Consider the following 21,950-nt stretch of genomic DNA (forward strand, 5'->3'; position numbering starts at 1 on the left):
TCAAGGAGATAAAAGGATGTCTGGAACCCTAGCAACCCCGCGCGCGTTACTGTCGCTGCTGGTGGCGGCCTCTCTGGTGGTCGCCGGCGCCGCGCAGGCGAACGATGTCGGCATCAAACCGCAGGACATCAAGCGCGAGGCGCTGTCGTCGACGGTGGTGGAGATGGCCTACAGCACCTCGCAACAGGCGCTGTTCGTCAGCGCGCCGGACTGGAAGGAAGAGGCGCGCTCCCGCGTGCTGCGGCTGGATCCCAACACCCTGGCGATCAAGGCGGAGATCCCGCTGCAGGTGAAAGGCTTCGGCGTGGCGCTGAACGATGCGGGCAATCGCTTGTACCTGACGCAGGCCTTCAACGGTGAAGTCGGGGTGGTAGACACCACCACCAACCACGCGCTGGGCAGCATCAAGCTGCTGGACAAAGCGGTGCTGGAGCAGGCTTACAAGCAGGCGGGCATCAGCGGCAAGCGCCTGGATTTCCTGCTGGCGGAGCTGAAGAAATTCAAAATCACCGAGGACTACCTGTACCGCCTCCGCGAGCTCAAGTATGACGCGCAAAGCGGCCGTCTGTTCCTGCCGGGCCTGGGCTTCGGCGTCGACAGCGTGCTGTACGTGGTCGATACCAAAGCCGGCAAGCTGGAGAAAGTGATCCCGGGCTTCGGCTACAACGCGGTGGGCATCACGCTGGATGAGAAGGGCCGCAGGGTATTCGTTTCCAACATGCAGGGGCAGGTGATCACCCTGAACGCCGACACGCTGGCCATCACCGCCACACACGAAGTGCAGGCCGATCAGCTGCTGAATCTGGTGTATGACCCGGCGAGCAATCGCCTGCTGGGCGTCGATCAGGGCATCGATCGCGACGACTACCGCAACCATCATCTGGGGCACGACTATGTGAAGCGCAGCAGCGGTCACCGGGTGTTTGCGCTGGATGCGGACAGCGGCAAGGTGCTGGCCAGCGAGCTGACGGATGAGGTGCCGATCGGCCTGCTGCTCGATGAGCGCAGCCAGCGGCTGTATGTCGCCAATCGCAAAGGCGTGCGCGTGGATCACGGTGCCGGCACGCTGACGGTGTTCGACGCCAAGACGCTCAAGCGCCTGCAAACCGTAGACCTGCCGCCGCACCCTAACAGCCTGGCGTTGGATCCGAAAGGCGACGCGCTGTTCGTGACGGTGAAAAACGACGGCGCTTCCACCAAGGCCGGCAAGCCGGAAAGCGTGGTGCGCATTCAGCTGCATACCAAATAACGCAATGGAAAGATAAAAAAAGGGGCGCCGCGGCGCCCCTTTGTCGTTGGGTCATGTCATCAGAAGTGGGTGTTGATGCTCATGTAGTAGGTACGGCCCGGTTCGTTGTAGGTGGCCGCGCCCGCGCCGGCGATGTTGACCGCGCCGGTAATCGGGTCGCCCACGTTCTGCGCGTTACCGGCGCGGAACTGGCGTTTATCGAACAGGTTGTCGATACCGGCGGTGACGCTGACGTTTTTGGTCAGGTCATAGGTCGCGCTGGCGCCGACGACGGCATAAGGGCTGACCTCGCGGGTTTCGCCGCCGGTGGCCGGTTTACCCTGGTAGTTGTACTTCTTCGGCTTCTGACGGCCGTACCAGGTCAGGGTGGACTGCATCGACAGATCCTGCGTGGCCTGCCAGCTGAGAGTCGAGTTGACGGTGAACTTCGGGATCACCGACAGGTAATCGCCGGTGGTCTTGTTCTTGTTCTCGATCATGTAGGTGGCGTTGTTGCTCCAGGTGACGGTCTCGCTGACCGGCACGTTCAGCGAGCCTTCCAGCCCTTGTACGACCGCTTTCGGTACGTTCTCCCACTGATAAACCGCCGTGCCGGTGCTGCTGGTGGCGATGCGCGAGTTACCCGCTTCAATCTTGTTGTGGTAATCGTTGCGGAAGTAGGTTACGCCGGCCAGCCAGCCTTCGTTATGGAACTCCAGCCCGATCTCTTTGTTGACGCTGGTTTCCGCCTTCAGATCGTCGTTGCCCAGCAGGTAGCAGCCGTTTCTGACATCGCTGCCCGCACACCCCTGGCCTTTGCTGTACAGCAGGTAGTTGCCGTTGGTCTGGTACAGGGTCGGTGCCTTATAGGAACGCGCGATGCCCATTTTCAGCGTGAAGTAGTCGCCCAGTTCCTGCGACAGGTTCAGCGCCGGGCTCCAGTTGTTGCCGGATTCTGAATGCAGATCGTAGCGCAGGCCCGGCGTCAGCATGGTGGTGTCGGTCAGCTCGATATTGTCTTCGGCGAACAGCGAGAAGATATGCGCGGAAGCGTAAGGGCTGCGCGTGCCGTTGCCCATGCCGGGAATGGTGCCGCCCATCAGCGTTTGGCTGGTGGAAGTACCGTCTTTCATCCGCTGTTGGGTCCACTCGGTACCCAGCGTGGCGGTCTGTGAAACGCCCAGCTCAAACGGCACGCTGACTTCGCTGTGCGCCAGGAAGTCGTCCAGCTTGGTGGTGCCGAACCCGGTATTTTTGGTGTCGAAGATGCCTTCGGTGCCGCCGGCCAGTCCTTCGTTCAGACGGGTGTTGCGGGTGCGCTCGAACTGCACGTAGTTGTTGGTGCTCACGCCGTTGTCCCAGGCACCGCGATGGGTCAGGCCGAAGGTTTCACGGTAGATGCGGTTGGTCTCTTTGCCGTAGTTGCTCTGCACCAGGGCATTGGTGTTGGTGTTCTGGGTATCGCCGGAATACAGGTTGCCCTGACGGCCATAGGCATACTCGAACTCCAATGACTGCAGATGGGCGAAGTCCCAGTGCAGCAAGGCGTCGATGTTTTTATCGACCACCCCTTCGCGCCCGGCGGGCAGGCTGCTGGCGTAGGCGCCTACGCGTTCGGATTTATGTGATTCGTTAATGTCCCAGGCGTCGGCCTGCGTTTTGCTGTAGCCGCCGAACAGGCGGAAGCTCAGGGAATCGCTCAGCGGGCCGGACAGGCTGAAGTCGGTGCGCTTGGTGGCGCCCTCCTGCTTGTGCTGCGGCACGTTGAAGTAGCCGTTCAGCGAGCCGTGCAGCGCATCGCCGGCCTTCTTGGTGATGATGTTGACCACGCCGCCCGCCGCGCCGTTGCCGTAGCGCGCCGCGGCCGGGCCGCGCAGCACTTCGATGCGTTCAATCATTTCCGGCGGTACCCAGGCGGTATCACCGCGCGAGTCGCGCTCGCCGCGCCAGCCCTGGCGCACCGAGTTGCGGCTGGAGGCCGGTTTGCCGTCGATCAGCACCAGGGTGTTTTCCGGGCCCATGCCGCGGATATCGATCTGGCGGTTGTTGCCGCGCTGGCCGCTGGTGGAGTTGCCGGTCAGGTTAACCCCGGGCATGGTGCGGATAAGTTCGCTGATGTCGCGCGCCGGCGGGCGTTTCTTGATCTCGTCGGCGGTGATGGTGGACACCCCCGGCGCCTGCAGGTTCTGCCGGGCGGCGGTGACGACGATGGTGTCTTCGCCGCGCGGTTTTTTATCCGTGGCGCCGCTGTTTTCTTCCGTGGTGGTGGTATCAGCCTGCTGTGCGGCGTTGGCGAACGCGGACGCGCCCAATCCCAAGCCGATAAGAGTGGCTAAAGAATAACGTGATAGCTTGCTTTTCATTTGAGTGTCCTACCTTGCTGCCATCCCTCGCCGAATGGAGAGAAGGGCGGTTGTAGTTTTTTGTGTAGTCGGAAATAGAAAATCGGCTGCGGCAAGGGATGCCATTGATGTATCCCCGATCCCTGTCCGTTGCGCGCAATACCAGCACGATCTCCAAGCCTTACACACTATTGCAAATGCAAATTATTATCAATAGTATTTGGCGTACAGTGCGTTCGGGCGGTGGCCGGCGATAGGGAAAAGTCGACGTTCCCGGTGCCGCCAACTACAAAATGGGTAGGCGTTGTGAATACAGAACTACAGTCAGAAAGCAGCAGATTATTGGCCAGCAGCAATGCGGGCAGTCCAGGGTGGTGGTTGACGGTGGCACGACGCGGTACGCCATGGGTAGAACCGGCGGGTAACGGCCGGTGGCGAACCACCTTTTTCTGGCGCGATCCTCAGGGATGCGAATTGACCTCCGCCTACCGTCGCGTGTGGATCAACATCAACTGCCTGACCGACCATCATCAGTCGAATCCGCCGCAAAGCCTGCAGCGTTTGGCCGGCACCGACGTGTGGTACTGGCAGACCGAGCTGAGCGGCGCCTGGCGCGGCAGCTACTGCTTTATCCCCTGCTTTGACGAGCGGCCGCCGGCGTTCAGCGGCGACGATGCGCACGCCAACATGCACAACCTGCGGCACTGGTGGCACCAGGTGTTCGCCAGCGCCACCCCCGATCTGCTCAACCCGTACCGCTCCTGGCAAAGCGCCAGCGGCCACAGCGTCTCCGGCCTGCACATGCCGGATGCGCCGCCGCAGCCGGTATGGCGTTCGTTCGATGAGTATGAAATAGCCAGCGGGCGCTGCACGCCGCCGCTGCCGGCGCGTTTGCAGCGCCATACCTGGCAGAGCGAGCGTCTCGGCAACAGCCGCGACGTCTGGATTTACACCACCGGCGACAGCAAGCCGGCCGAGCGCCCGTTGGCTATCCTGCTCGACGGCCAATTCTGGGCGAAGCAGATGCCGGTCTGGGAGCCGCTGATGCAGCTGACCCGCGAAGGGGCGTTGCCGGAAGCGGTGTATGTGCTGATCGATATCATCGATCTGCCGCACCGGTCGCGCGAACTGACCTGCAAAGACGACTTCTGGCTGGCGGTGCAGGAAGAACTGATGCCGCAGCTGGCCGACTGGGCGCCGCACAGCGACAAACCGGCCGATACGGTGGTGGCGGGGCAAAGCTTTGGCGGCCTGGCCTCCCTGTATGCCGGGCTGCGCTGGCCGCAGCGCTTCGGTGCGGTGATCACCCAGTCCGGTTCCTACTGGTGGCCGCGGCGCGACATGCTGCAGCTGCCGAGCATTCCCGACGACGCCTGCTGGCTGATGCAGCAGGTAGAACGTCACGGCCTGGGCAACCACGGCGCGCTGAAGGTCTTTATGGAAGCCGGTTCGCAGGAAAAGCTGGTGCATCGGGTCAGCGGCGAAATGGCGGCACGCCTGAGCGACGCCGGCCATCGGGTGCACTACCGGGTGGTGGAAGGCGGGCATGACGCGCTGTGCTGGCGCAGCGGCCTGACCGACGGGCTGCAGGCGGTATGGGCTTCCGCTTTCGCCACAGCTTATCCGGCATCGGCGACGGCAACGGCACGAGGAACACATGATGGAAAGCCTGAATCCGTTCGATGATCTACAGCAGCGCAGCCTGGTGCTGCGCAACGTACAACAACAATACAGTTTGTGGCCGGATTTCCGCGCCATTCCGTCCGAGTGGACGATCGTCTTCGGCCCGGCGGCGCGCACCGAGTGCGCCGAATGGCTGGAACAGCATTGGCAAGACATTCTGCCGGTCGCAGCACGCGAGGCGTGACCGGCGCCAGGTAATCACGGGAGCAATAAGCAGTGTCACACACCCCTAACTCTCTCAGCGGCCCGGCGCTTGCGGGCGAATGGCCGCTGGTCGCGGCGCAACCCGGCATTTGGGTCGCCGATCAAATTTCCCCGCATCGCAATGCTTACGCGGTGGCGCACGCCATCGAACTCAACGGCCCTGTCGCCGTGGAACCTTTGCTGCAGGCCATTACTCAGGGCCTGGGCGAGGTGGACATGCTGCGCCTGCGTTTTGCGGAACGCGACGGCGTGCCGGTGCAATGGCTGGATGACACGCTGGCGATACACGCGCCGGAACTTGTTGATCTGACGGCGTCGCCGGACCCCGAAGCCGCGGCACGCGCGCTGATGGATATCGATCTGGCGAGCGATCTGCGCGCCGGCAGCGGCGCGCCGCTGTATCGTCATGTGGTGATGCGCCTGGCGGATGACCGCTGGTTCTGGTATCAGCGCTATCACCATCTGCTGGTGGACGGTTTCAGCTTCACCGCCATCGCGCGCCGCGTGGCGGCGATTTATAGCCACCTTTGCCGCGGCGACGCGCTGGAACCGACGCCTTTCACGGCGTTCAGCGACGTGGTGGCGGAATACCAGGCTTACTGGCAGGCCCCGGCCTGGCAGCGCGACGCCGATTTCTGGCTCGAAAAAGCACGGCAGCTGCCGCCACCGGCCACGCTCTGCCCGCAGCCGCTGGCCGGGCAAACGCCCACGCCGCGCATCCACCGGCTGGAACAGCGCTGCGATCCGCAGGCCTTCGCCGAACTGGTGCAGTGCGGCGCGCAGCAGAAGCTGAACGCCGCCGATATGGCGGTGGCGCTGGTGGCGCTGTGGGTGTCGCGTCTGAGCGGCCAACCGAGCTTCAGCGCCGGTTTTATCTTCATGCGCCGTACCGGATCGGCCGCCCTGTGCGCCGCCGGCCCGGTGATCAACGTGCTGCCGATGGAGATGCACCTCGAGCCGCAGGCCACGCTGTATGAGGCCGCCACCCGCATCAGCCGCGAGCTGAAAACGGTGCGCCGCCATCAGCGCTACGATGCCGAACAGGTACAGCGCGATCTGGGGCGCATCGGCGACGGCGAACCGCTGTACGGTACGGTCTTCAACTTCAAAATGTTCGATTACCAGCTGGATTTCGCCGGTATCGAAGGCATTACCCACGATCTGGCCTCCGGGCCGGTGCGCGATCTGGAGATTGCGCTGTTTATCGACGAACACCATCAGCTGAAGGTTGAACTGCTGGCCAACGCCGAGCGTTACAGCCGTCAGGAACTGCTGGCGCATCTGCAGCGGTTGCCGCTGCTGCTGGCGCAGTTCGCCGCGCAGGCAACGTTGCCGATCGGCGAAGCCGATATGCTGACCGCCGACGATCACGCGCTGCTGGCGCGGGTCAACGACACGGCGCACCCGGTGCCGGCGACCACGCTGAGCCAGCTGCTGGCGCAGCAGGCGAAAACCACGCCGGACGCACCGGCGCTGGCGGATGCGCATTTCAGCTTCACCTACCGCGAAACGCGCGAGCAGGTCACGGCGCTGGCGCGCCAACTGGTGGCGCAGGGCGTGCGACCGGGCGACATCGTGGCGGTGGCACTGCCGCGTTCGGTGTTCCTGTCGCTGGCGTTGATGGCGATCGTGGAAGCGGGCGCCGCCTATCTGCCGCTGGACACCGGTTATCCGGACGAGCGGCTGGCGATGATGCTGGAAGACGCCGCGCCGCGGCTGGTCATCACCAACCCGGCGCAGCAGGCGCGTTTCGCCGACAAGGGCGAAATCTTGCTGTATGACGCGCCGCTGGCGGCCGATCACGCCGCTGGGGTGGCGATCGCGGGCCCGACGCCGGACCATGCGGCCTATATCATCTTTACCTCCGGCTCCACCGGGCGTCCGAAAGGCGTGCTGGTCGGCCATCAGGCGATCGTCAACCGCTTACTGTGGATGCAGCACCAGTACCCGCTGGGGGCGGACGACGCGGTGCTGCAGAAAACGCCATGCAGTTTCGACGTCTCGGTGTGGGAATTCTTCTGGCCGCTGATGGTCGGCGCCCGGCTGGTGATGGCGCCGCCGGAGGCGCACCGCGACCCGCAGCAGCTGCAACAGCTGATCGCACAACATCGCATTACCACGCTGCACTTCGTGCCGTCGATGCTGGCGGCCTTCGTCGCTGCCCTGGACGACGACGCGGCGGTGGCGAGCTGCGCCGCGCTGCGCCAGGTGTTCTGCAGCGGCGAAGCGCTGCCGGCGGAGCTGTGCCGCCTGTGGCAAAGCCGCACGGCGGTGCCGTTGCACAACCTCTACGGCCCGACCGAGGCGGCGGTGGACGTGACCTGGCATCCGGCCTACGGCGACGCGCTGGCGAAGGTGACCGGCGCCAACGTGCCGATCGGCCTGCCGGTATGGAACACCGGGTTGCGCATTCTGGACGCGCGCCTGCGGCCGGTGCCGCCGGGCGTGGCGGGCGATCTGTATCTGACCGGCGTGCAGCTGGCGCACGGCTACCTTGGCCGGCCGGATCTGACCGCCAGCCGCTTTGTCGCCGATCCGTTCGGCGAGGGCGGACGGATGTACCGCACCGGCGACGTGGCGCGCTGGCTGCCGGACGGCGCGGTGGAATATTTGGGCCGCAGCGACGATCAGCTGAAGATCCGCGGGCAGCGTATCGAGCTGAGTGAAATCGACCACGCCTTGCTGTCGCTGCCGGGCGTGCGCCAGGCGGTGACGCACGCGCTGGTGTTGCAGGGCACGCCGGTGGACGCCGGCGGCGATGCGCGCCAGCTGGTGGGTTATCTGGTGATGCAACCCGGCGCGAGCTGGGATGCGGAAGTTTTGCGTGCGGCGCTGGCCGACCGCCTGCCGCCGCACATGGTGCCGGTGGCGTTGGTGGAAATGCAGGATTTGCCGCTGAGCGCCAACGGCAAGCTGGATCGCAAGGCGTTGCCGCAGCCGCAGGGCGGTGAACGCAAGGCAGGACGGCCGCCGCAGGCCGGGTTGGAAAGCGAGATCGCGGCGGTATTCGCCCGTTTGCTGCAGCGCGAGCAGGTGTTCGCCGACGACGATTTCTTCGCGCTCGGCGGCCATTCGCTGCTGGCGATGCGCCTGGCGGCGGAGCTGCGCCGCGATCTGGGCAAGGCGGTGTCCGTCGGCCAGGTGATGGTGGCGTCGCGCGTTGAGCAACTGGCCGCCTTGCTGGCGGAAGATCGCACGCAGGAAGAGGCCGATCGCAGTGGCTTCGACAGCGTGTTGCCGCTGCGCGTCACCGAGGGGCCGACGCTGTTCTGTCTGCATCCGGCATCCGGCTTCTCCTGGCAGTTCAGCGTATTGCCGCGCTATCTCGACCAACACTGGTCGCTGGTCGGCATCCAGTCGCCGCGGCCGGATGGCCCGCTGGCGCTGAGCGAAGACATGGATCAGGTAGTGGATGCCCACTTGCAGACGGTGTTGCAGGTGCAGCCGCACGGGCCGTACCACTTCATCGGTTATTCGCTTGGCGGCACGCTGGCGCAGGGCATCGCCGCCCGGCTGCAGGCGCGCGGCGAGCAGGTGGCGTTCCTCGGCCTGCTGGATACCTATCCGCCGGAGACCCAAAACTGGGACGTGATGCTGGACGACAACGTGTTGAAGGAAGTGCAGCGCGAGCGCGAGCAGTTCCTGGCGGTGTCGCAGGACACGCTCGATCCGGCGCTAGGCGAGACGCGCACGGCGATGTTCGACAATATCGAAGCTAACTACGCCGATTCGGTGCGGTTGCTGTCGCGTACCCGCACCGCCCGTTTCCACGGCCAGGCGACGCTGTTCGTCGCTAAACGCACGCTGCAGGAAGGGATGGACGTGCAGCAAACCTGGTCGCAGTACGTCGATGCGCTGCAGGCGCACGAGCTGGACTGTGCGCACGTCGATATCGTTTCGCCGGCGTCGTTCAAAGTGCTGGGGCCGCTGCTGAACCGGATCTTGCGCACGCTGTAATGACGCCCTCATCCCGCCGCCAGACACGGGGATTATCCCGCGTTTGGCGGCGTTTCTTGCGGTCGCTCACAATTGAATATCAATGAGTTTTATTATCATTATTGATTTCGTCATCTGTGCTAGCATAGCGCCCCGCAACTGCAGAATCCCCGTTTAAAGATGTGGTGAACAACCGATGAGTAGCAAACCCTCCATCCTGCTTGATTTTAGCCTGCTGAAAACCAACCGGGCTTTCCGCGCGGTGTTCTGCGCGCGCTTTATCTCCATTGTGGCGCTGGGGTTGATGGCGATCGCCATCCCGGTGCAGATCCAGGCGTTGACCGGTTCCACCCTGCAGGTCGGGCTGGCGGTGACGCTGGCCGGCGGCGGCATGTTCGCTGGGCTGTTGATGGGAGGGGTATTGGCCGATCGCTATGAGCGACGCCGGCTGATTCTGTTTGCGCGTTCCACCTGCGGCGTCGGTTTTGTCGGCCTGTGTCTCAACGCCCTGCTGCCGTCGCCTTCGCTGGCGGCCATTTATCTGCTGGCGGTGTGGGACGGCTTCTTCGGCGCGGTGGGGGTGACGGCGCTGCTGGCGGCCACGCCGGCGCTGGTGGGCCGCGAAAACATCGTGCAGGCGGGCGCCATCAGCATGCTGACGGTGCGCTTCGGCTCGATTCTTTCTCCGGCGATCGGCGGCCTGGTGATCGCCCATATGGGCATCGCCTGGAACTACGGTCTGGCGGCGTTCGGCACCCTGCTGACGTTGCTGCCGCTGCTGAGCCTGCCGCAGCTGATGCCGCCGCCGCAGCCGCGTGAACACCCGCTGCGCGCGCTGGCGGGCGGTTTCGCTTTCCTGTTCCAGAACAAGGTGATCGGCATGGTGGCGCTGATCGGCGCGCTGCTGACCATGGCCAGCGCGGTGCGCGTGCTGTACCCGGCGATGGCGGAAGGTTGGCACATCGACGCTGCCCACCTCGGTTATATGTACGCCGCCGTGCCGCTCGGCGCGGCCATCGGCGCGTTCACCAGCGGGCGCGTGGCGCACGTGGCGCGCCCCGGCTGGGTGATGCTGCTGACGGCAATCGCGGCGTTCGCCGCCATTGGCCTGTTCGGCCTGATGCCGTGGTACAGCCTGGCGTTGCTGTGTCTGGTGGCTTTCGGCTACCTGAGCGCGCTGAACTCGCTGCTGCAATACGGTCTGATCCAGAGCCTGACGCCGGACAACTTCCTCGGCCGCATCAATGGCCTGTGGACGGCGCAGAACGTGGTGGGCGATGCGCTGGGCGCGTTGCTGCTGGGGGCGATGGGCGCCTTTATGCTGCCGGCGATGAGCGCCAGCGGCTTTGGCTTCGGCGCGGCGGCGCTCGGCATCCTGCTGTTGTTCGCCATGACCGGTTTACGTCAGGTCACGATGCACAAACCGGAGCCGCAGAACGAGCCTCAGCCGGCCAGTGAAAAGTAACTCGATGCGTTAATTCGACGCTGTGGGATCAAATAGCAATGCTTATCATCGGCATGCGTAAAACCCACAGCGTTTATGTCATGATTTCGAAATGAAAGAAGTGCTTACGTTTATTGACATAGCAAATATCGGCGAGTAATTTAGCGCGGAATTAACTCAAATGATAATCATTATTATATTGGTTATCACTTCAAATTCTTGAGGGCGAAGCGATGGATACTGCCGTGAACGACATCAATCGAAAGGAAGTGCAGGAGTGCGAAGAGCAGCGATTTGCCGCTGATTTTTCTCCGGCGTCGGGCTTCTTCTTTACTTCTCCTTTCCGCAGTCTGACCACCACCGGTTGTTTCAGCCGCATTCGCCTGCCGGCCGCAGACGGCGCCGATCTGAACGGCGAGTTCCAGCGCAGCGTACGGCAGGCGTTTGCCGAGGCCCGACAGGCCGGCATCAAAAAGCCGCTGCTGTGCGGCGCCATCCCGTTCGATACCCGGCAGCCTTCGGCGCTGTTTATTCCGCAGCAGAGCCGCTGGTTCGATCGCGCCGCCTTTATGGCCGGCGTTAGGCCGGCGGCGGACGGGCCGGAGCTGGCCGGGGTAACGGAGCTGCCGCCACAGCAGCCGTTCATGAACATGGTCAGCGACGCCGTCGACGCGATGAAGGCCGGTGAGTTGGACAAAGTGGTCTTGTCGCGCCTGCTGGAGATCGAAACGCGTCAGCCGGTGGATCGCCATGCGCTGATGGCGCGCGTGATTGCCCAGAACCCGCACGGTTTCCATTTCCATGTGCCGCTGGAGCAGGGCGCACTGTTGGGTGCCAGCCCCGAATTGCTGCTGCGTCAGGACGGCGGCCGTTTCTATTCCAACCCGCTGGCCGGTTCCGCCCGGCGCGAGGCCGACCCGCAGCGCGATCGCGAAGTGGGAGAGCGGCTGATGGCCTCGGCGAAAGATCGCCACGAGCATCGCATCGTCACCGAAAGCATGCGTGACGTGCTGGCCGGCCGCTGCCGCTACCTGAACGTGCCGCAAACCCCTGAATTATTGACCACCACCACGCTGTGGCATCTCTCCACGCCGATCGACGGCGAGGCGGCATCTCCCGACGAAAACGCCCTGTCGCTGGCCTGCCTGCTGCACCCGACGCCGGCGCTGTGCGGCATGCCGACGGCCGAGGCGCACGCCCTGATCGGCAAGCTGGAGCCGTTCGATCGCGGCCTGTTCGGCGGCATCGTCGGCTGGTGCGACGACGAAGGCAACGGCGAGTGGGTAGTGACTATCCGCTGCGGCACCGTTGACGGCAACCGGGTACGGCTGTTCGCCGGCGCCGGCATCGTGGAAGACTCTTCACCCGAATCTGAATGGCATGAAACAGGCACCAAACTCAGCACCATTCTGCGTGCCTTTGGTATGAATCAAGGATAACGACAAGATGAGCATTGCCTTTACCCCCTGGCCGGTGGAGTTCGCCAGCCGCTATCGCGAGCGCGGCTACTGGATTGACAAGCCGCTGACCGAGATCCTCGAACGCCAGGCCAACAACGACGCTCCGGCGATCATCGACGCCCAGGGCAGCCTGTCCTACCGCGAACTGCAGCAGCGCTCCGATCGCCTGGCGGCCGCTTTGCTGCGCCGCGGCGTGAAATCCGGCGACACCGCACTGGTGCAGCTGGGCAACGTGGCGGAGTTCTATATCGTGTTCTTCGCGCTGCTGAAAATTGGCGTGGCGCCGGTCAACGCGCTGTTCAGCCATCAGCGCAGCGAGCTGAACGCCTATGCCGAGCAGATCAAACCGGCGCTGCTGATCGCCGATCGTCAGCACGCACTGTTTGCCGACGATCAATTCCTGAGCGCCTTCCGCGATGCGCATCCTTCGCTGCGGGTCGTGGCGCTGCGCAGCCAGGCCGAGGGAGAGCTGGCGCTGGCCGCCTGGCTGGGCGAAGCGAGCGACGATTTCGTCGCGCAGCCTTCCGCGGCCGATCAGGTGGCGTTCTTCCAGCTTTCCGGCGGCAGCACCGGTACGCCGAAGCTGATCCCGCGCACCCACAATGACTACTACTACAGCATTCGCCGCAGCGTGGAGATCTGCCGTTTCGATGCGCAGACCCGCTATCTGTGCGCGCTGCCGGTGGCGCACAACTATCCGATGAGTTCGCCGGGCGTGCTGGGTGTGTTTTATGGCGCCGGGCTGGTGGTGTTCGCCGCCGATCCGGACGCCGGGCAATGTTTCCGCCTGATCGAACAGCACCAAATCAACGTGACGGCGCTGGTGCCGCCGGCGGTCACGCTGTGGCTGCAGGCGATCGAAGAGTGGGGCGGCAATGCCCAGCTCGTCAGCCTGAAACTGCTGCAGGTGGGCGGTGCCAAGCTGGGCGAAACGCTGGCGGCGCGCATTCAGAACGAAATCGGCTGCCAACTGCAGCAGGTGTTCGGCATGGCGGAAGGGCTGGTGAACTACACCCGACTGGACGACGACGAGCGCCACATCCTGGCGACGCAAGGGCGGCCGATGTCGCCGGACGACGAGGTATGGGTGGCGGATGACGACGGCAATCCGTTGCCGGCGGGCGAGGTCGGGCGGTTGATGACGCGCGGGCCTTACACCTTCCGCGGTTACTACCAGAGCCCGGCGCACAACGCCGATGCTTTCGACGCCGACGGTTTCTACTGCTCCGGCGATCTGATCAGCATCAGCGAAGACGGTTACATCACCGTGCAGGGGCGGCAAAAAGACCAGATCAACCGCGGCGGGGAGAAGATCGCCGCCGAGGAGATCGAGAACCTGCTGCTGCGCCATCCGGACGTGATCAATGCCGCGCTGGTATCGATGCCGGACGCGCTGATGGGGGAGAAGAGCTGCGCCTATATCATCGCCAACGCGCCGCTGAAACCGGTGGTGCTGCGCCGTCACCTGCGTGAACAGGGCGTGGCGGACTTCAAACTGCCGGATCGCTTTATTCAGGTGGACAGCCTGCCGCTGACCCCGGTCGGCAAAGTGGACAAAAAACGGCTGCGCCAGCAGCTCGAAGCGCAATTACAGACTCAGGCTCAGGGAGATTAATCGATGGCCATTCCAAAACTTAATGATTACGCGCTGCCGACGGCGGACGAACTGCCGCAAAATAAAGTCACCTGGCAGGTGGAGCCGCAGCGCGCCGCGCTGTTGATCCACGATATGCAGCAGTATTTCCTCAACTTCTGGGGCGAGGACAGCGCGCTGATTAAACAGGTGGTGGAGAACATCGCCAACCTGCGCCGCTACTGCAAGCAGCAGGGCATCCCGGTGTTCTATACCGCGCAGCCGAACCAGCAGAGCGATGAAGATCGCGCGCTGTTGAACGACATGTGGGGGCCGGGCCTGAACAAACACCCTGAGCAGCAGGCCGTGACCGCTGCGCTGGCGCCGGACGAAGACGACACGGTGCTGGTGAAATGGCGCTACAGCGCCTTCCATCGCTCGCCGCTGCAGGAGATCCTGCAGGAGTCCGGCCGCGATCAGCTGATCATCTGCGGCGTGTATGCGCACATCGGCTGCCTGACCACCGCCATCGACGCCTTCATGCGCAACATCCAGCCGTTCATGGTGGCCGACGGCCTGGCGGACTTCTCGCGCGACGAACACCTGATGGCGCTGCGCTACACCGCCGGCCGCTGCGGCCGGGTGGTGACCACCGCGTCTCTGCTGCCGGCGGTCGGTATCGCCAGCATCGATGCGCTGCGTCAGCAGATCCTGCCGTTGCTGGACGAAGACAGCGAGGACATGGGCAACGATGAAAACCTGATCGATTACGGGCTGGATTCGGTGCGCATCATGGAACTGGCGACTCGCTGGCGCAAGATCCGCAGCGACATCGACTTTATCGCGCTGGCGCGCAACCCGACCATCGACAGCTGGTGGGCGCTGCTTTCCGAAGAGAAAGCCTGATTTTTAATAACGATAATGCGGCGGCCGTCTGGTTTGACATAAAACGCCGCTCTTTTGAGCCATATCCAAAATAGTTGCAGCTGCATCAAGGCGGCAAGAACGTGAGTCCCCAGGAGCTTACTCAGGTAAGTGACTGGGGCGAGCGAGCGCAGCCAACACCGATGTAGCTGCAAGTATGAAGGACATAAGGAGATTTTGATGAATACTTTGATTACCAAGGGAAAACGTGCGGCATTCCCGCTGATGCTGCTGTCCACGCTGCTGTTCTCCAACACCTTGCAGGCGCAAACCGCGCCGGAAGTGCTGCGCAAGCCGGTCGGCAAAGGCGCTTATGAAATGGCTTACAGCCCGAGCGAAAACGCGCTCTACCTGGCCACCTCGCAGAGCCGCAAGCTGGACAAGGGCGGCATCGTCTACCGTCTGGATCCGACCACGCTGGATGTGACCCAGATTATCCATAACGACATCAAGCCGTTTGGCGCCGCCGTCAATGCCAAGACCGGCACGCTGTTCTTCGGCAACACCGTCAATAACTCGGTAACCGCGATCGACGCCAAAACCGGCGACGTGAAAGGCCGCCTGGTGCTGGACGCGCGCCAGCGCTCCGAAACCGTTAAGCCGCTGGCGCCGCGCGAACTGGTGGCGGATGCCGACAGCGATACGCTGTACATCACCGGGCTGGGGGATTCCAGCGTGGTGTGGGTGGTGGACGGCAAGGATCTGACCCTGCGCGCCACCGTGACCGACACCGGCAAATACGGCACCGGCCTGGCGCTGGACGCCGCCGCCAAACGCCTGTACGTCACCAACGCCGACGGCGAGCTGGTGACCATCGACACCCAGAGCAACAAGGTGCTGTCGCGCAAGAAGCTGGATGAGTCTAAAGAGCACTTCTTCCTGAATATCAGCCTGGATACCGCCACTCACCGCGCTTTCATCACCGATTCCAAGCAGCCGCAGGTGCTGGTGGTGGATACCCGCAACGGCAACATCCTGAGCAAGATCGACGTGCCGGAATCGCTGGCGGTGCTGTTCAACCCGGCGCGCAATGAGGTTTACGTTACCCATCGCCAGGCGGGCGAAGTGAGCGTGATCGACGCCAAGAGCTACAAGGTGCTGAACACCATCAAGACGCCGACCCATCCGAACAGCCTGGCGCTGTCGCCGGATGGCCAAACGCTGTATGTCAGCGTCAAACAGGCTTCCAGCCGCGAGAAAGAAGCGACCGCGCCGGACGACGTGATCCGCGTAGCGCTGAAATAATCTCACCCAGATAAGCACACCTCGAACAGGCGAAGCGGCGACGCTCCGCCTGTTTTTTTTCGCCGTGCGATCTGCGGTATAAAGAGGGGATTGCCTTATTGACCCGAAGGAACGTTGGATATGCCCGTTTCACGCTCTCCGCTGTTGTTGTCTGTGATCACCCTGCTGCTGCTGGCGGCGCTGATCCACAGCGGCATTCATCCTTACGATCGCACCACCTGGCTGATGGAAGTGGCACCGGCCTTGATTGTTTTGCCGCTGCTGTGGCTGACCCACCGCCGCTACCCGCTGACGCCGCTGCTCTACACGCTGATTTTCTTCCACGCGCTGATTCTGATTTTCGGCGGTATGTACAGCTATGCCCGCGTGCCGCTGGGGTTTGAGGTGCAGCAGTGGCTGGATCTTGATCGCAACCCGTACGACAAACTGGGGCATTTCTTTCAGGGATTGGTGCCGGCGCTGGCGGCGCGCGAGATCCTGCTGCGCGGCGGCTATGTACAGGGGCGCAAGATGCTGGGCTTCGTGGTGTGCTGCATCGCGCTGGCGATCAGCGCCCTGTATGAGCTGATCGAATGGTGGGCGGCGCTGGCGCTGGGCCAGGGCGCCGACGAGTTTCTCGGCACCCAGGGCGACCCGTGGGACACCCAGTCCGACATGTTCTGCGCGCTGCTCGGGGCGATATGCGGCCTGTTGCTGTTCGGGCGCTGGCAGGATCGGCAAATCTCTCGCTTAGGCTGATAAACCTCAAATGATCACATAGCAATAGCCCGCCGTATGGCGGGTTTTCTATGAAAAAACGTAAAGTAACCAGGCGGGGCTGAAAGGCGCCGCCTTTTCACTCTTCTTTCGCATAGAGATACACCGAAGCGCGGGAAACGCCGAGGTGCTGCGCCACGATTTCCATCGCCTTTTTCACCTCGAGCAGACCTTGCTCCCTCAGTTCTTGAATCAACCGCTTTCTGTCCGGCGTTTTCAGCGCGCGCGGCGTGGTGGCGTGGCGTGCGGCGAAGCGATCGATACGGTTGCGGATGGCCTCCGCGCCGCTGGGCTCCAGGTGTTCCGTCACCGCGCCGGCCGCCGTTTGCGTGAACTGCGCCAGCGCGCTTTGCATGCCGCGGAACAGCGTCATATCAACGTTTAAACAGAGTGCGGCGACGTAGTCGCCCTGCGCATTCTTGATGCCGATCGAGGTGCTTTTCGCCGGGCGACCATCGGCGAACTGGTTGCCGTAGTTGGCGATCACGCTGGGAAACTCCGCCGAAGCGATGCGAGCCAGGCCAAGTTCCGTCGCCGCTTGGCCGACTTCTCGTCCGGACAGGTTGTTGTGGATCGCCAAAATGGCGTGTTCGGGATTTTGCAGATCGTGAACCACCACTTCGCAAAACGGCGCGAAGGTGGCGCTCAGCCCCTCGGCAATCACGTTTAACTGGGATAACAGCAAATTTTCCGGCACTTCAGGCATAGGGCACTCCGATCACTCTCTTGGCGGCGTTGGCTCATTTCGAACCAGATCCAGATGAAGAACATACCACAAGTGCGGCGCACGGCGGTTTTCATCTGGCGCCTGGCGACACTAAAAATGATCCTGCTCCCAATTCTGCACTTCCCGATTAGCATTTGACTGTCGCGCAGGTATATAACATTATCATTGGACTTATTTTCTAATTTTAGATTATTTGTTTTGAGTATGACAATGTTCGTGCGTTAAAAGCCGTATCGCACACACCGGGGTTTTTCAGCGCTAGCTTCAACGGCCCGCAAGGGCATGGAGAACAATAATGTCTGCAACTTCAGTCGTCGGTTCTGCACGAAAACCTTTTTACTCCACGCTGACCTTTCAGTTGGTGGTAGGGCTGGCGGCCGGTGGCGCGCTGGGAGTGCTGTGGCCGCAAATTGGCGCTCAGCTCAATCCGCTGGCGGCGGCCTTCGTCAAGCTGATCAAAATGGTGGCCGGCCTGATTGTGTTTCTCACCGTGGTGGCCGGTTTTGCGCAGGTTAAACGCGGTGCCGGCGTTGGTCGCCTGGGCATGATCTCGGTCTGTTATTTCGAAGCGGTCAGCACGTTGGCACTGCTGATCGGCCTGGTGATGGGCAATCTGTTTGAGCCGGGTAAGGGGCTGGCCTTGCATGCTGATGCCGCCACGGTGCTTAAACCGGCGGAGCCCCTGCAAGGCGTGGACTTCGTGATGAGCATTATCCCGAAAACGGTGGTTGATGCGTTAGCCAGCGGCATCATGCTGCAAATCTTGTTGGTGGCTCTGCTGTTTGGCTATGCGCTGTACGCAATGGGCGATAAAGGCAAGCCGGTGGTTGATTTGGTGAATCTGCTTACCGAAGCCACCTTCAAAGTGGTCAATATCATCCTCAAGCTGGCGCCCGTTGGCGTATTTGGCGCGGCGGCGTTCATGCTGGGCAAATACGGCATTGGCGCGCTGATGCCGGTGATGAAATTGGTGGGGCTGGTCTATCTGGGGTGTCTGTTCCTCATTGTGGTGGTGTTTTCCGTGGTGGCCTGGTTGACCCGTTTTAGCCTGTTCGGTTTCTTAAAACTCATCAGGGAAGAGCTGATCATCGCCTTTACCACCACCTCATCGGAAGCCGCCTTGCCGGGCCTGATGAAAAAACTTGAATTGGCCGGCTGTAGTAAAGCCACCGTCGGTTTTGTCGTGCCGACCGGTTACTCCTTGAATCTGGACGGCTCTTCAATCTACATGACGTTAGCGGCGCTGTTTATCGCTCAGGCCGCCGGTTTGGAGCTGAGCCTGGCGCAACAGGCTGGCCTATTGATGGTGTTTCTGCTGACCTCGAAAGGCGTAGCCGGCGTGACGGGCGGCGCTTTCGTCACGCTGTCCGCTTCGCTGTTGATGTTTCCAGAGATACCGATGGAGGGGCTGGCGCTGATTCTTGGCGTGGATCGCTTGATGGATACCATGCGTACGTTGACCAACGTGGCCGGCAACGGCGTGGCGACCATGGCGATTTCTTACTGGCAGAAAGAGCGTGTGGGTTTTCAGGCGAGGCTGCCTGAAGCTGCCGTGCGCAAACCCGTCTGAATGCCGCCCTGCGCGGTTGCCGCAGGGCTTTTCGAACCTGTGCAAGGATTAAATATGAAGCATGATGTGGTTTACAACGGATCCGGCGGCTTTCCTCCCGCCGGTCATTACTCACCCAGTTGCACGGCCAATGGGACGGTCTATATCTCTGGCCAATTGCCGATCGCCTTTTCCGGTGAGAGTCTTGCCGGCGAACCTTTCGCGCGGCAAGTCCGCCAGGTGCTCGACAATCTGGATGCCTGCCTGGCAGGGGCCGGCGTCGGCCGCGCGCAACTGGTTCAGGTGCGCGTCTATCTGACGGATATCGATTTGTGGCCGACCTTCAATGCGCTGTATGCCGAATGGATCGGCGAGTTTCGCCCTGCGCGCGCGGTGGCCGGCGTATCGCAGCTGCATTATGGCGCCGCCGTGGAAGTGGAAGCTGTCGCGTTGGCCGCCCTTTAACCCTTACTGACAGGTAACGCTATGACCGATTTGATTTTACCCGTTTATGACGACGTGGCCGCCGCCGCCGCGCGCATCAAGGATTATGCTCACCGCACGCCGGTGCAGACTTCACGCACGGTTGACGACGATTTCGGCGCCAGCGTATTTTTCAAATGCGAGAACCTGCAGCGCATGGGCGCCTTTAAATTTCGCGGTGCGATGAATGCCTTGCTGCAGTTTTCTCCGGCGCAGCGCAAGGCCGGGGTAGTGGCCTTTTCTTCCGGCAATCATGCACAGGCGATCGCGCTGGCTGCCAGGCTGCTCGACATTCCCGCCACGATCGTTATGCCGCACGACGCGCCGGCGGCCAAAGTGGCTGCGACGCGCGGCTATGGCGGCAAAGTGGTGGAGTACAACCGTTATCATGAGGATCGCGAGCAGATCGGCCGGGATCTGGCGCAGCAACAGGGATTAACGCTGATCCCGCCTTACGATCATCCGCAGGTGATCGCCGGGCAGGGTACCGCGGCTAAAGAGCTGTTCGACGAGGTCGGCGAACTGGACGCGCTGTTCGTTTGCCTGGGCGGCGGCGGGTTGCTGGCCGGCTCTGCACTCGCCGCGCGTCGGCTGTCGCCGGGTTGCCGAGTCTATGGCGTAGAGCCTTTGGCGGGCAATGACGGGCAGCAATCATTCCGTACCGGCCGCATCGTTCACATTGAGACGCCGCAGACCCTCGCCGATGGTGCACAGACGCAGCATCTGGGCCAACATACTTTCCCGATTATCCGCCGGGACGTTGACGACATTCTGACGGTGACCGACGATGAGCTGATTACCGCCATGCGCTTTTTCGCCGAACGGATGAAAATGGTGGTGGAGCCAACCGGCTGCCTGGGGTTCGCCGCCGCCTGCGCGCAGAAATCGATGCTGCGGGGAAAACGCGTCGGTGTGATCATCAGCGGCGGCAACGTCGACATTCGCCGCTACGGCGAGTTGCTGGCAGGTCAATAGAAACAGGCGGATGACGAGAGAGAACCATGGTGACAGACAAGACGGTATTTGAGCAGGTCGTGGCGCTGCTGAGCGCCGGAGAGGCCGCATTCCGGGTGATAGAACATCCGGCGGAGGGGCGCTGCGAAGCGGTAGCGGCATTGCGCGGCACCGAACAGGGGCAGGGCGCCAAGGCACTGGTGTGCCAAACGCGCATCGACGGAGCCAAGCATTACATTTTGGCGGTGCTGGCGGCGGACCGTCAGGCGGATCTGCAGCGGTTGGCGGCCGAGTTGGGCGGTAAAAAGGCGTCGTTGGTCAGCCCGGCGGAAATCGCGACCCTGACGGCCTGCGTGCCGGGGGCGATCCCGCCGTTCAGCTTCCACCCGCAGCTCAGGCTGGTCGCCGATCCGGAGCTGTTTGAGCGTTACGATGACATTGCGTTTAACGCCGGCGATCTGCAACGCTCCGTGGTGCTCAATGCGCAGGATTATCTGCGTATTGCGGCGCCTGAGTTTATTCATTTCGCGCGTACGGAGACGATGGCGGAGTGAGAAAAAGAGCGTCTGTTCAGACGAGTTGAACAACAACGCTGAACTGCCGTTTACCGCCGGTTCAGCGTTTTTATGCTATATCCTTTGTTCGGAACCGCTGGCTGAACGAGAGACTGAGTTTGATCACCAATCCCCTATCCCGCAAAGAATACGCAGTATGGATGTCGTTAACGATAGGGTTCAGCTTTGCGTGGTTAAATCTTTTAGAGCTCTATAACAACGACGCATTATTCTTTCAGAAATTGACGATTTCCGTCATCAATAACGTTTCGTTCGCCGATGTCATCGCCTCTTACCTGAGGCTGATTCTGTATCTTCCTTTCGGCGTGTTGGCGATCGTGCTGACGCTGCTGTTTTGCGCCCAGCGGTTATGCGATACCCGGTTCTTCGTGCTCGCCTGGCCGGTTTCTCTGGCGATCTTCCTGGCCTTTTGGTTCATCAACGTCGCTTTCCCCGGGCATCTCAATCTGGTATTAGCCGCCAAATCTTGCGTACTGGCGCTGATTGGGCTGATTCCGCCGAGCCAACGAAAGCCCGAATAATCGAACGCAGTTCGATGGAGAGTCCTGTCTCTGAAAAGCAAAAACCCAGCCATAGGCTGGGTTCTNCAACCGGCGCTGGCGCCGTGTTGAACAGAGCTTCAGCGCTGGCCCGCAGGGTGAGGCCTTTGGCCGAATAATCGAACGCAGTTCGATGGAGAGTCCTGTCTCTGAAAAGCAAAAACCCAGCCATAGGCTGGGTTCTCTAAATAGGGTGCCCGGACTCGGACAACCGGCGCTGGCGCCGTGTTGAACAGCGCTTAGCGCTGGCCCGCAGGGTGAGGCCTTTGGCCGAATAATCGAACGCAGTTCGATGGAGAGTCCGTATCCCAGAAAGCGAAAAACCCGC

General features: G+C 62.2%; 17 protein-coding genes. 15 read left to right on the forward strand and 2 right to left on the reverse strand.

Translation table 11 applies throughout. From position 1 onward, the window contains the following. Positions 1-16: 16 nt before the first annotated feature. The gene (locus tag GKN89_RS23155) at positions 17-1,249 is read left to right on the forward strand and encodes a YncE family protein (RefSeq protein ID WP_063919663.1); all 1,233 of its coding nucleotides are present in this window, start codon (positions 17-19) and stop codon (positions 1,247-1,249) included. A gap of 59 nt (positions 1,250-1,308) precedes the next feature. Here GKN89_RS23155 and GKN89_RS23160 read toward each other — a convergent pair whose 3' ends face one another. Further along, positions 1,309-3,591, reverse strand: coding sequence for a TonB-dependent siderophore receptor (locus GKN89_RS23160; RefSeq protein ID WP_025159574.1), 2,283 nt, complete (start codon positions 3,589-3,591; stop codon positions 1,309-1,311). Positions 3,592-3,876: 285 nt separating this feature from the next. Here GKN89_RS23160 and fes point away from each other — a divergent pair, with 285 nt between their 5' ends. The 9 genes from fes to GKN89_RS23205 all read left to right on the forward strand — a co-directional run bounded on the left by fes (position 3,877) and on the right by GKN89_RS23205 (position 16,777). Beyond that, on the forward strand, positions 3,877-5,256 hold the full coding sequence (fes, locus tag GKN89_RS23165; protein ID WP_370520292.1) for an enterochelin esterase: 1,380 nt from the start codon (positions 3,877-3,879) through the stop codon (positions 5,254-5,256). After that, positions 5,231-5,437, forward strand: a complete 207-nt coding sequence (locus GKN89_RS23170) for an MbtH family protein (RefSeq protein ID WP_019453420.1) — start codon at positions 5,231-5,233, stop codon at positions 5,435-5,437. Before fes ends, GKN89_RS23170 begins: the two co-directional genes overlap by 26 nt. A gap of 32 nt (positions 5,438-5,469) precedes the next feature. Beyond that, on the forward strand, positions 5,470-9,414 hold the full coding sequence (locus tag GKN89_RS23175; RefSeq protein ID WP_370520293.1) for an enterobactin synthase subunit F: 3,945 nt from the start codon (positions 5,470-5,472) through the stop codon (positions 9,412-9,414). 175 nt (positions 9,415-9,589) lie between these two features. Next, positions 9,590-10,858: an enterobactin transporter EntS gene (gene entS, locus GKN89_RS23180; RefSeq protein WP_019453418.1), complete on the forward strand. Its 1,269-nt coding sequence runs from the start codon at positions 9,590-9,592 to the stop codon at positions 10,856-10,858. A 212-nt stretch (positions 10,859-11,070) separates the two neighbouring features. Next, entirely contained in the window at positions 11,071-12,276 is a 1,206-nt protein-coding gene (locus GKN89_RS23185; protein ID WP_019453417.1) for an isochorismate synthase, read from the forward strand. A 7-nt stretch (positions 12,277-12,283) separates the two neighbouring features. After that, the gene (locus GKN89_RS23190) at positions 12,284-13,912 is read left to right on the forward strand and encodes a (2,3-dihydroxybenzoyl)adenylate synthase (RefSeq protein WP_154747851.1); all 1,629 of its coding nucleotides are present in this window, start codon (positions 12,284-12,286) and stop codon (positions 13,910-13,912) included. A gap of 3 nt (positions 13,913-13,915) precedes the next feature. Further along, complete coding sequence (locus GKN89_RS23195) at positions 13,916-14,776, forward strand: isochorismatase (RefSeq protein ID WP_154747852.1); 861 nt, start codon at positions 13,916-13,918, stop codon at positions 14,774-14,776. 243 nt (positions 14,777-15,019) lie between these two features. Further along, complete coding sequence (locus tag GKN89_RS23200) at positions 15,020-16,039, forward strand: PQQ-binding-like beta-propeller repeat protein (RefSeq protein WP_370456249.1); 1,020 nt, start codon at positions 15,020-15,022, stop codon at positions 16,037-16,039. Positions 16,040-16,159: 120 nt separating this feature from the next. Beyond that, on the forward strand, positions 16,160-16,777 hold the full coding sequence (locus GKN89_RS23205; protein WP_154747853.1) for a DUF2238 domain-containing protein: 618 nt from the start codon (positions 16,160-16,162) through the stop codon (positions 16,775-16,777). 97 nt (positions 16,778-16,874) lie between these two features. Here the strand turns inward: GKN89_RS23205 and GKN89_RS23210 are convergent, their stop codons facing one another. Continuing rightward, the gene (locus GKN89_RS23210; RefSeq protein WP_019453414.1) at positions 16,875-17,501 is read right to left on the reverse strand and encodes a transcriptional regulator; all 627 of its coding nucleotides are present in this window, start codon (positions 17,499-17,501) and stop codon (positions 16,875-16,877) included. Between the two features lie 316 nt (positions 17,502-17,817). Between GKN89_RS23210 and GKN89_RS23215 the strand changes: the two genes are divergently transcribed. From GKN89_RS23215 to GKN89_RS23235, 5 genes are all read left to right on the forward strand, one after another. Then, positions 17,818-19,092, forward strand: coding sequence for a cation:dicarboxylate symporter family transporter (locus tag GKN89_RS23215; RefSeq protein ID WP_154747854.1), 1,275 nt, complete (start codon positions 17,818-17,820; stop codon positions 19,090-19,092). A gap of 54 nt (positions 19,093-19,146) precedes the next feature. Next, the gene (locus GKN89_RS23220; RefSeq protein ID WP_019453413.1) at positions 19,147-19,536 is read left to right on the forward strand and encodes a RidA family protein; all 390 of its coding nucleotides are present in this window, start codon (positions 19,147-19,149) and stop codon (positions 19,534-19,536) included. Between the two features lie 21 nt (positions 19,537-19,557). After that, the gene (locus GKN89_RS23225; RefSeq protein ID WP_154747855.1) at positions 19,558-20,529 is read left to right on the forward strand and encodes a threo-3-hydroxy-L-aspartate ammonia-lyase; all 972 of its coding nucleotides are present in this window, start codon (positions 19,558-19,560) and stop codon (positions 20,527-20,529) included. Positions 20,530-20,555: 26 nt separating this feature from the next. Further along, on the forward strand, positions 20,556-21,062 hold the full coding sequence (locus tag GKN89_RS23230; protein WP_063919671.1) for a YbaK/prolyl-tRNA synthetase associated domain-containing protein: 507 nt from the start codon (positions 20,556-20,558) through the stop codon (positions 21,060-21,062). 119 nt (positions 21,063-21,181) lie between these two features. Then, on the forward strand, positions 21,182-21,604 hold the full coding sequence (locus tag GKN89_RS23235) for a hypothetical protein (protein ID WP_230329028.1): 423 nt from the start codon (positions 21,182-21,184) through the stop codon (positions 21,602-21,604). The last annotated feature ends 346 nt before the right edge of the window (positions 21,605-21,950 follow it).

It is taken from the genome of Serratia sp. YC16, assembly GCF_009707615.1.
Lineage (GTDB): Bacteria > Pseudomonadota > Gammaproteobacteria > Enterobacterales > Enterobacteriaceae > Serratia > Serratia surfactantfaciens.

What these genes read in the sequence shown, in the direction of transcription:
- GKN89_RS23210 (WP_019453414.1), bottom strand. Translation starts at nt 17,501, where the DNA reads ATGCCTGAAGTGCCGGAAAATTTGCTGTTATCCCAGTTAAACGTGATT.
- GKN89_RS23195 (WP_154747852.1), top strand. Translation starts at nt 13,916, where the DNA reads ATGGCCATTCCAAAACTTAATGATTACGCGCTGCCGACGGCGGACGAA.
- GKN89_RS23225 (WP_154747855.1), top strand. Translation starts at nt 19,558, where the DNA reads ATGACCGATTTGATTTTACCCGTTTATGACGACGTGGCCGCCGCCGCC.
- GKN89_RS23170 (WP_019453420.1), top strand. Translation starts at nt 5,231, where the DNA reads ATGGAAAGCCTGAATCCGTTCGATGATCTACAGCAGCGCAGCCTGGTG.
- GKN89_RS23190 (WP_154747851.1), top strand. Translation starts at nt 12,284, where the DNA reads ATGAGCATTGCCTTTACCCCCTGGCCGGTGGAGTTCGCCAGCCGCTAT.
- entS (WP_019453418.1), top strand. Translation starts at nt 9,590, where the DNA reads ATGAGTAGCAAACCCTCCATCCTGCTTGATTTTAGCCTGCTGAAAACC.
- GKN89_RS23205 (WP_154747853.1), top strand. Translation starts at nt 16,160, where the DNA reads ATGCCCGTTTCACGCTCTCCGCTGTTGTTGTCTGTGATCACCCTGCTG.
- GKN89_RS23200 (WP_370456249.1), top strand. Translation starts at nt 15,020, where the DNA reads ATGCTGCTGTCCACGCTGCTGTTCTCCAACACCTTGCAGGCGCAAACC.
- GKN89_RS23155 (WP_063919663.1), top strand. Translation starts at nt 17, where the DNA reads ATGTCTGGAACCCTAGCAACCCCGCGCGCGTTACTGTCGCTGCTGGTG.
- GKN89_RS23230 (WP_063919671.1), top strand. Translation starts at nt 20,556, where the DNA reads ATGGTGACAGACAAGACGGTATTTGAGCAGGTCGTGGCGCTGCTGAGC.
- GKN89_RS23160 (WP_025159574.1), bottom strand. Translation starts at nt 3,591, where the DNA reads ATGAAAAGCAAGCTATCACGTTATTCTTTAGCCACTCTTATCGGCTTG.
- GKN89_RS23185 (WP_019453417.1), top strand. Translation starts at nt 11,071, where the DNA reads ATGGATACTGCCGTGAACGACATCAATCGAAAGGAAGTGCAGGAGTGC.
- GKN89_RS23215 (WP_154747854.1), top strand. Translation starts at nt 17,818, where the DNA reads ATGTCTGCAACTTCAGTCGTCGGTTCTGCACGAAAACCTTTTTACTCC.
- GKN89_RS23220 (WP_019453413.1), top strand. Translation starts at nt 19,147, where the DNA reads ATGAAGCATGATGTGGTTTACAACGGATCCGGCGGCTTTCCTCCCGCC.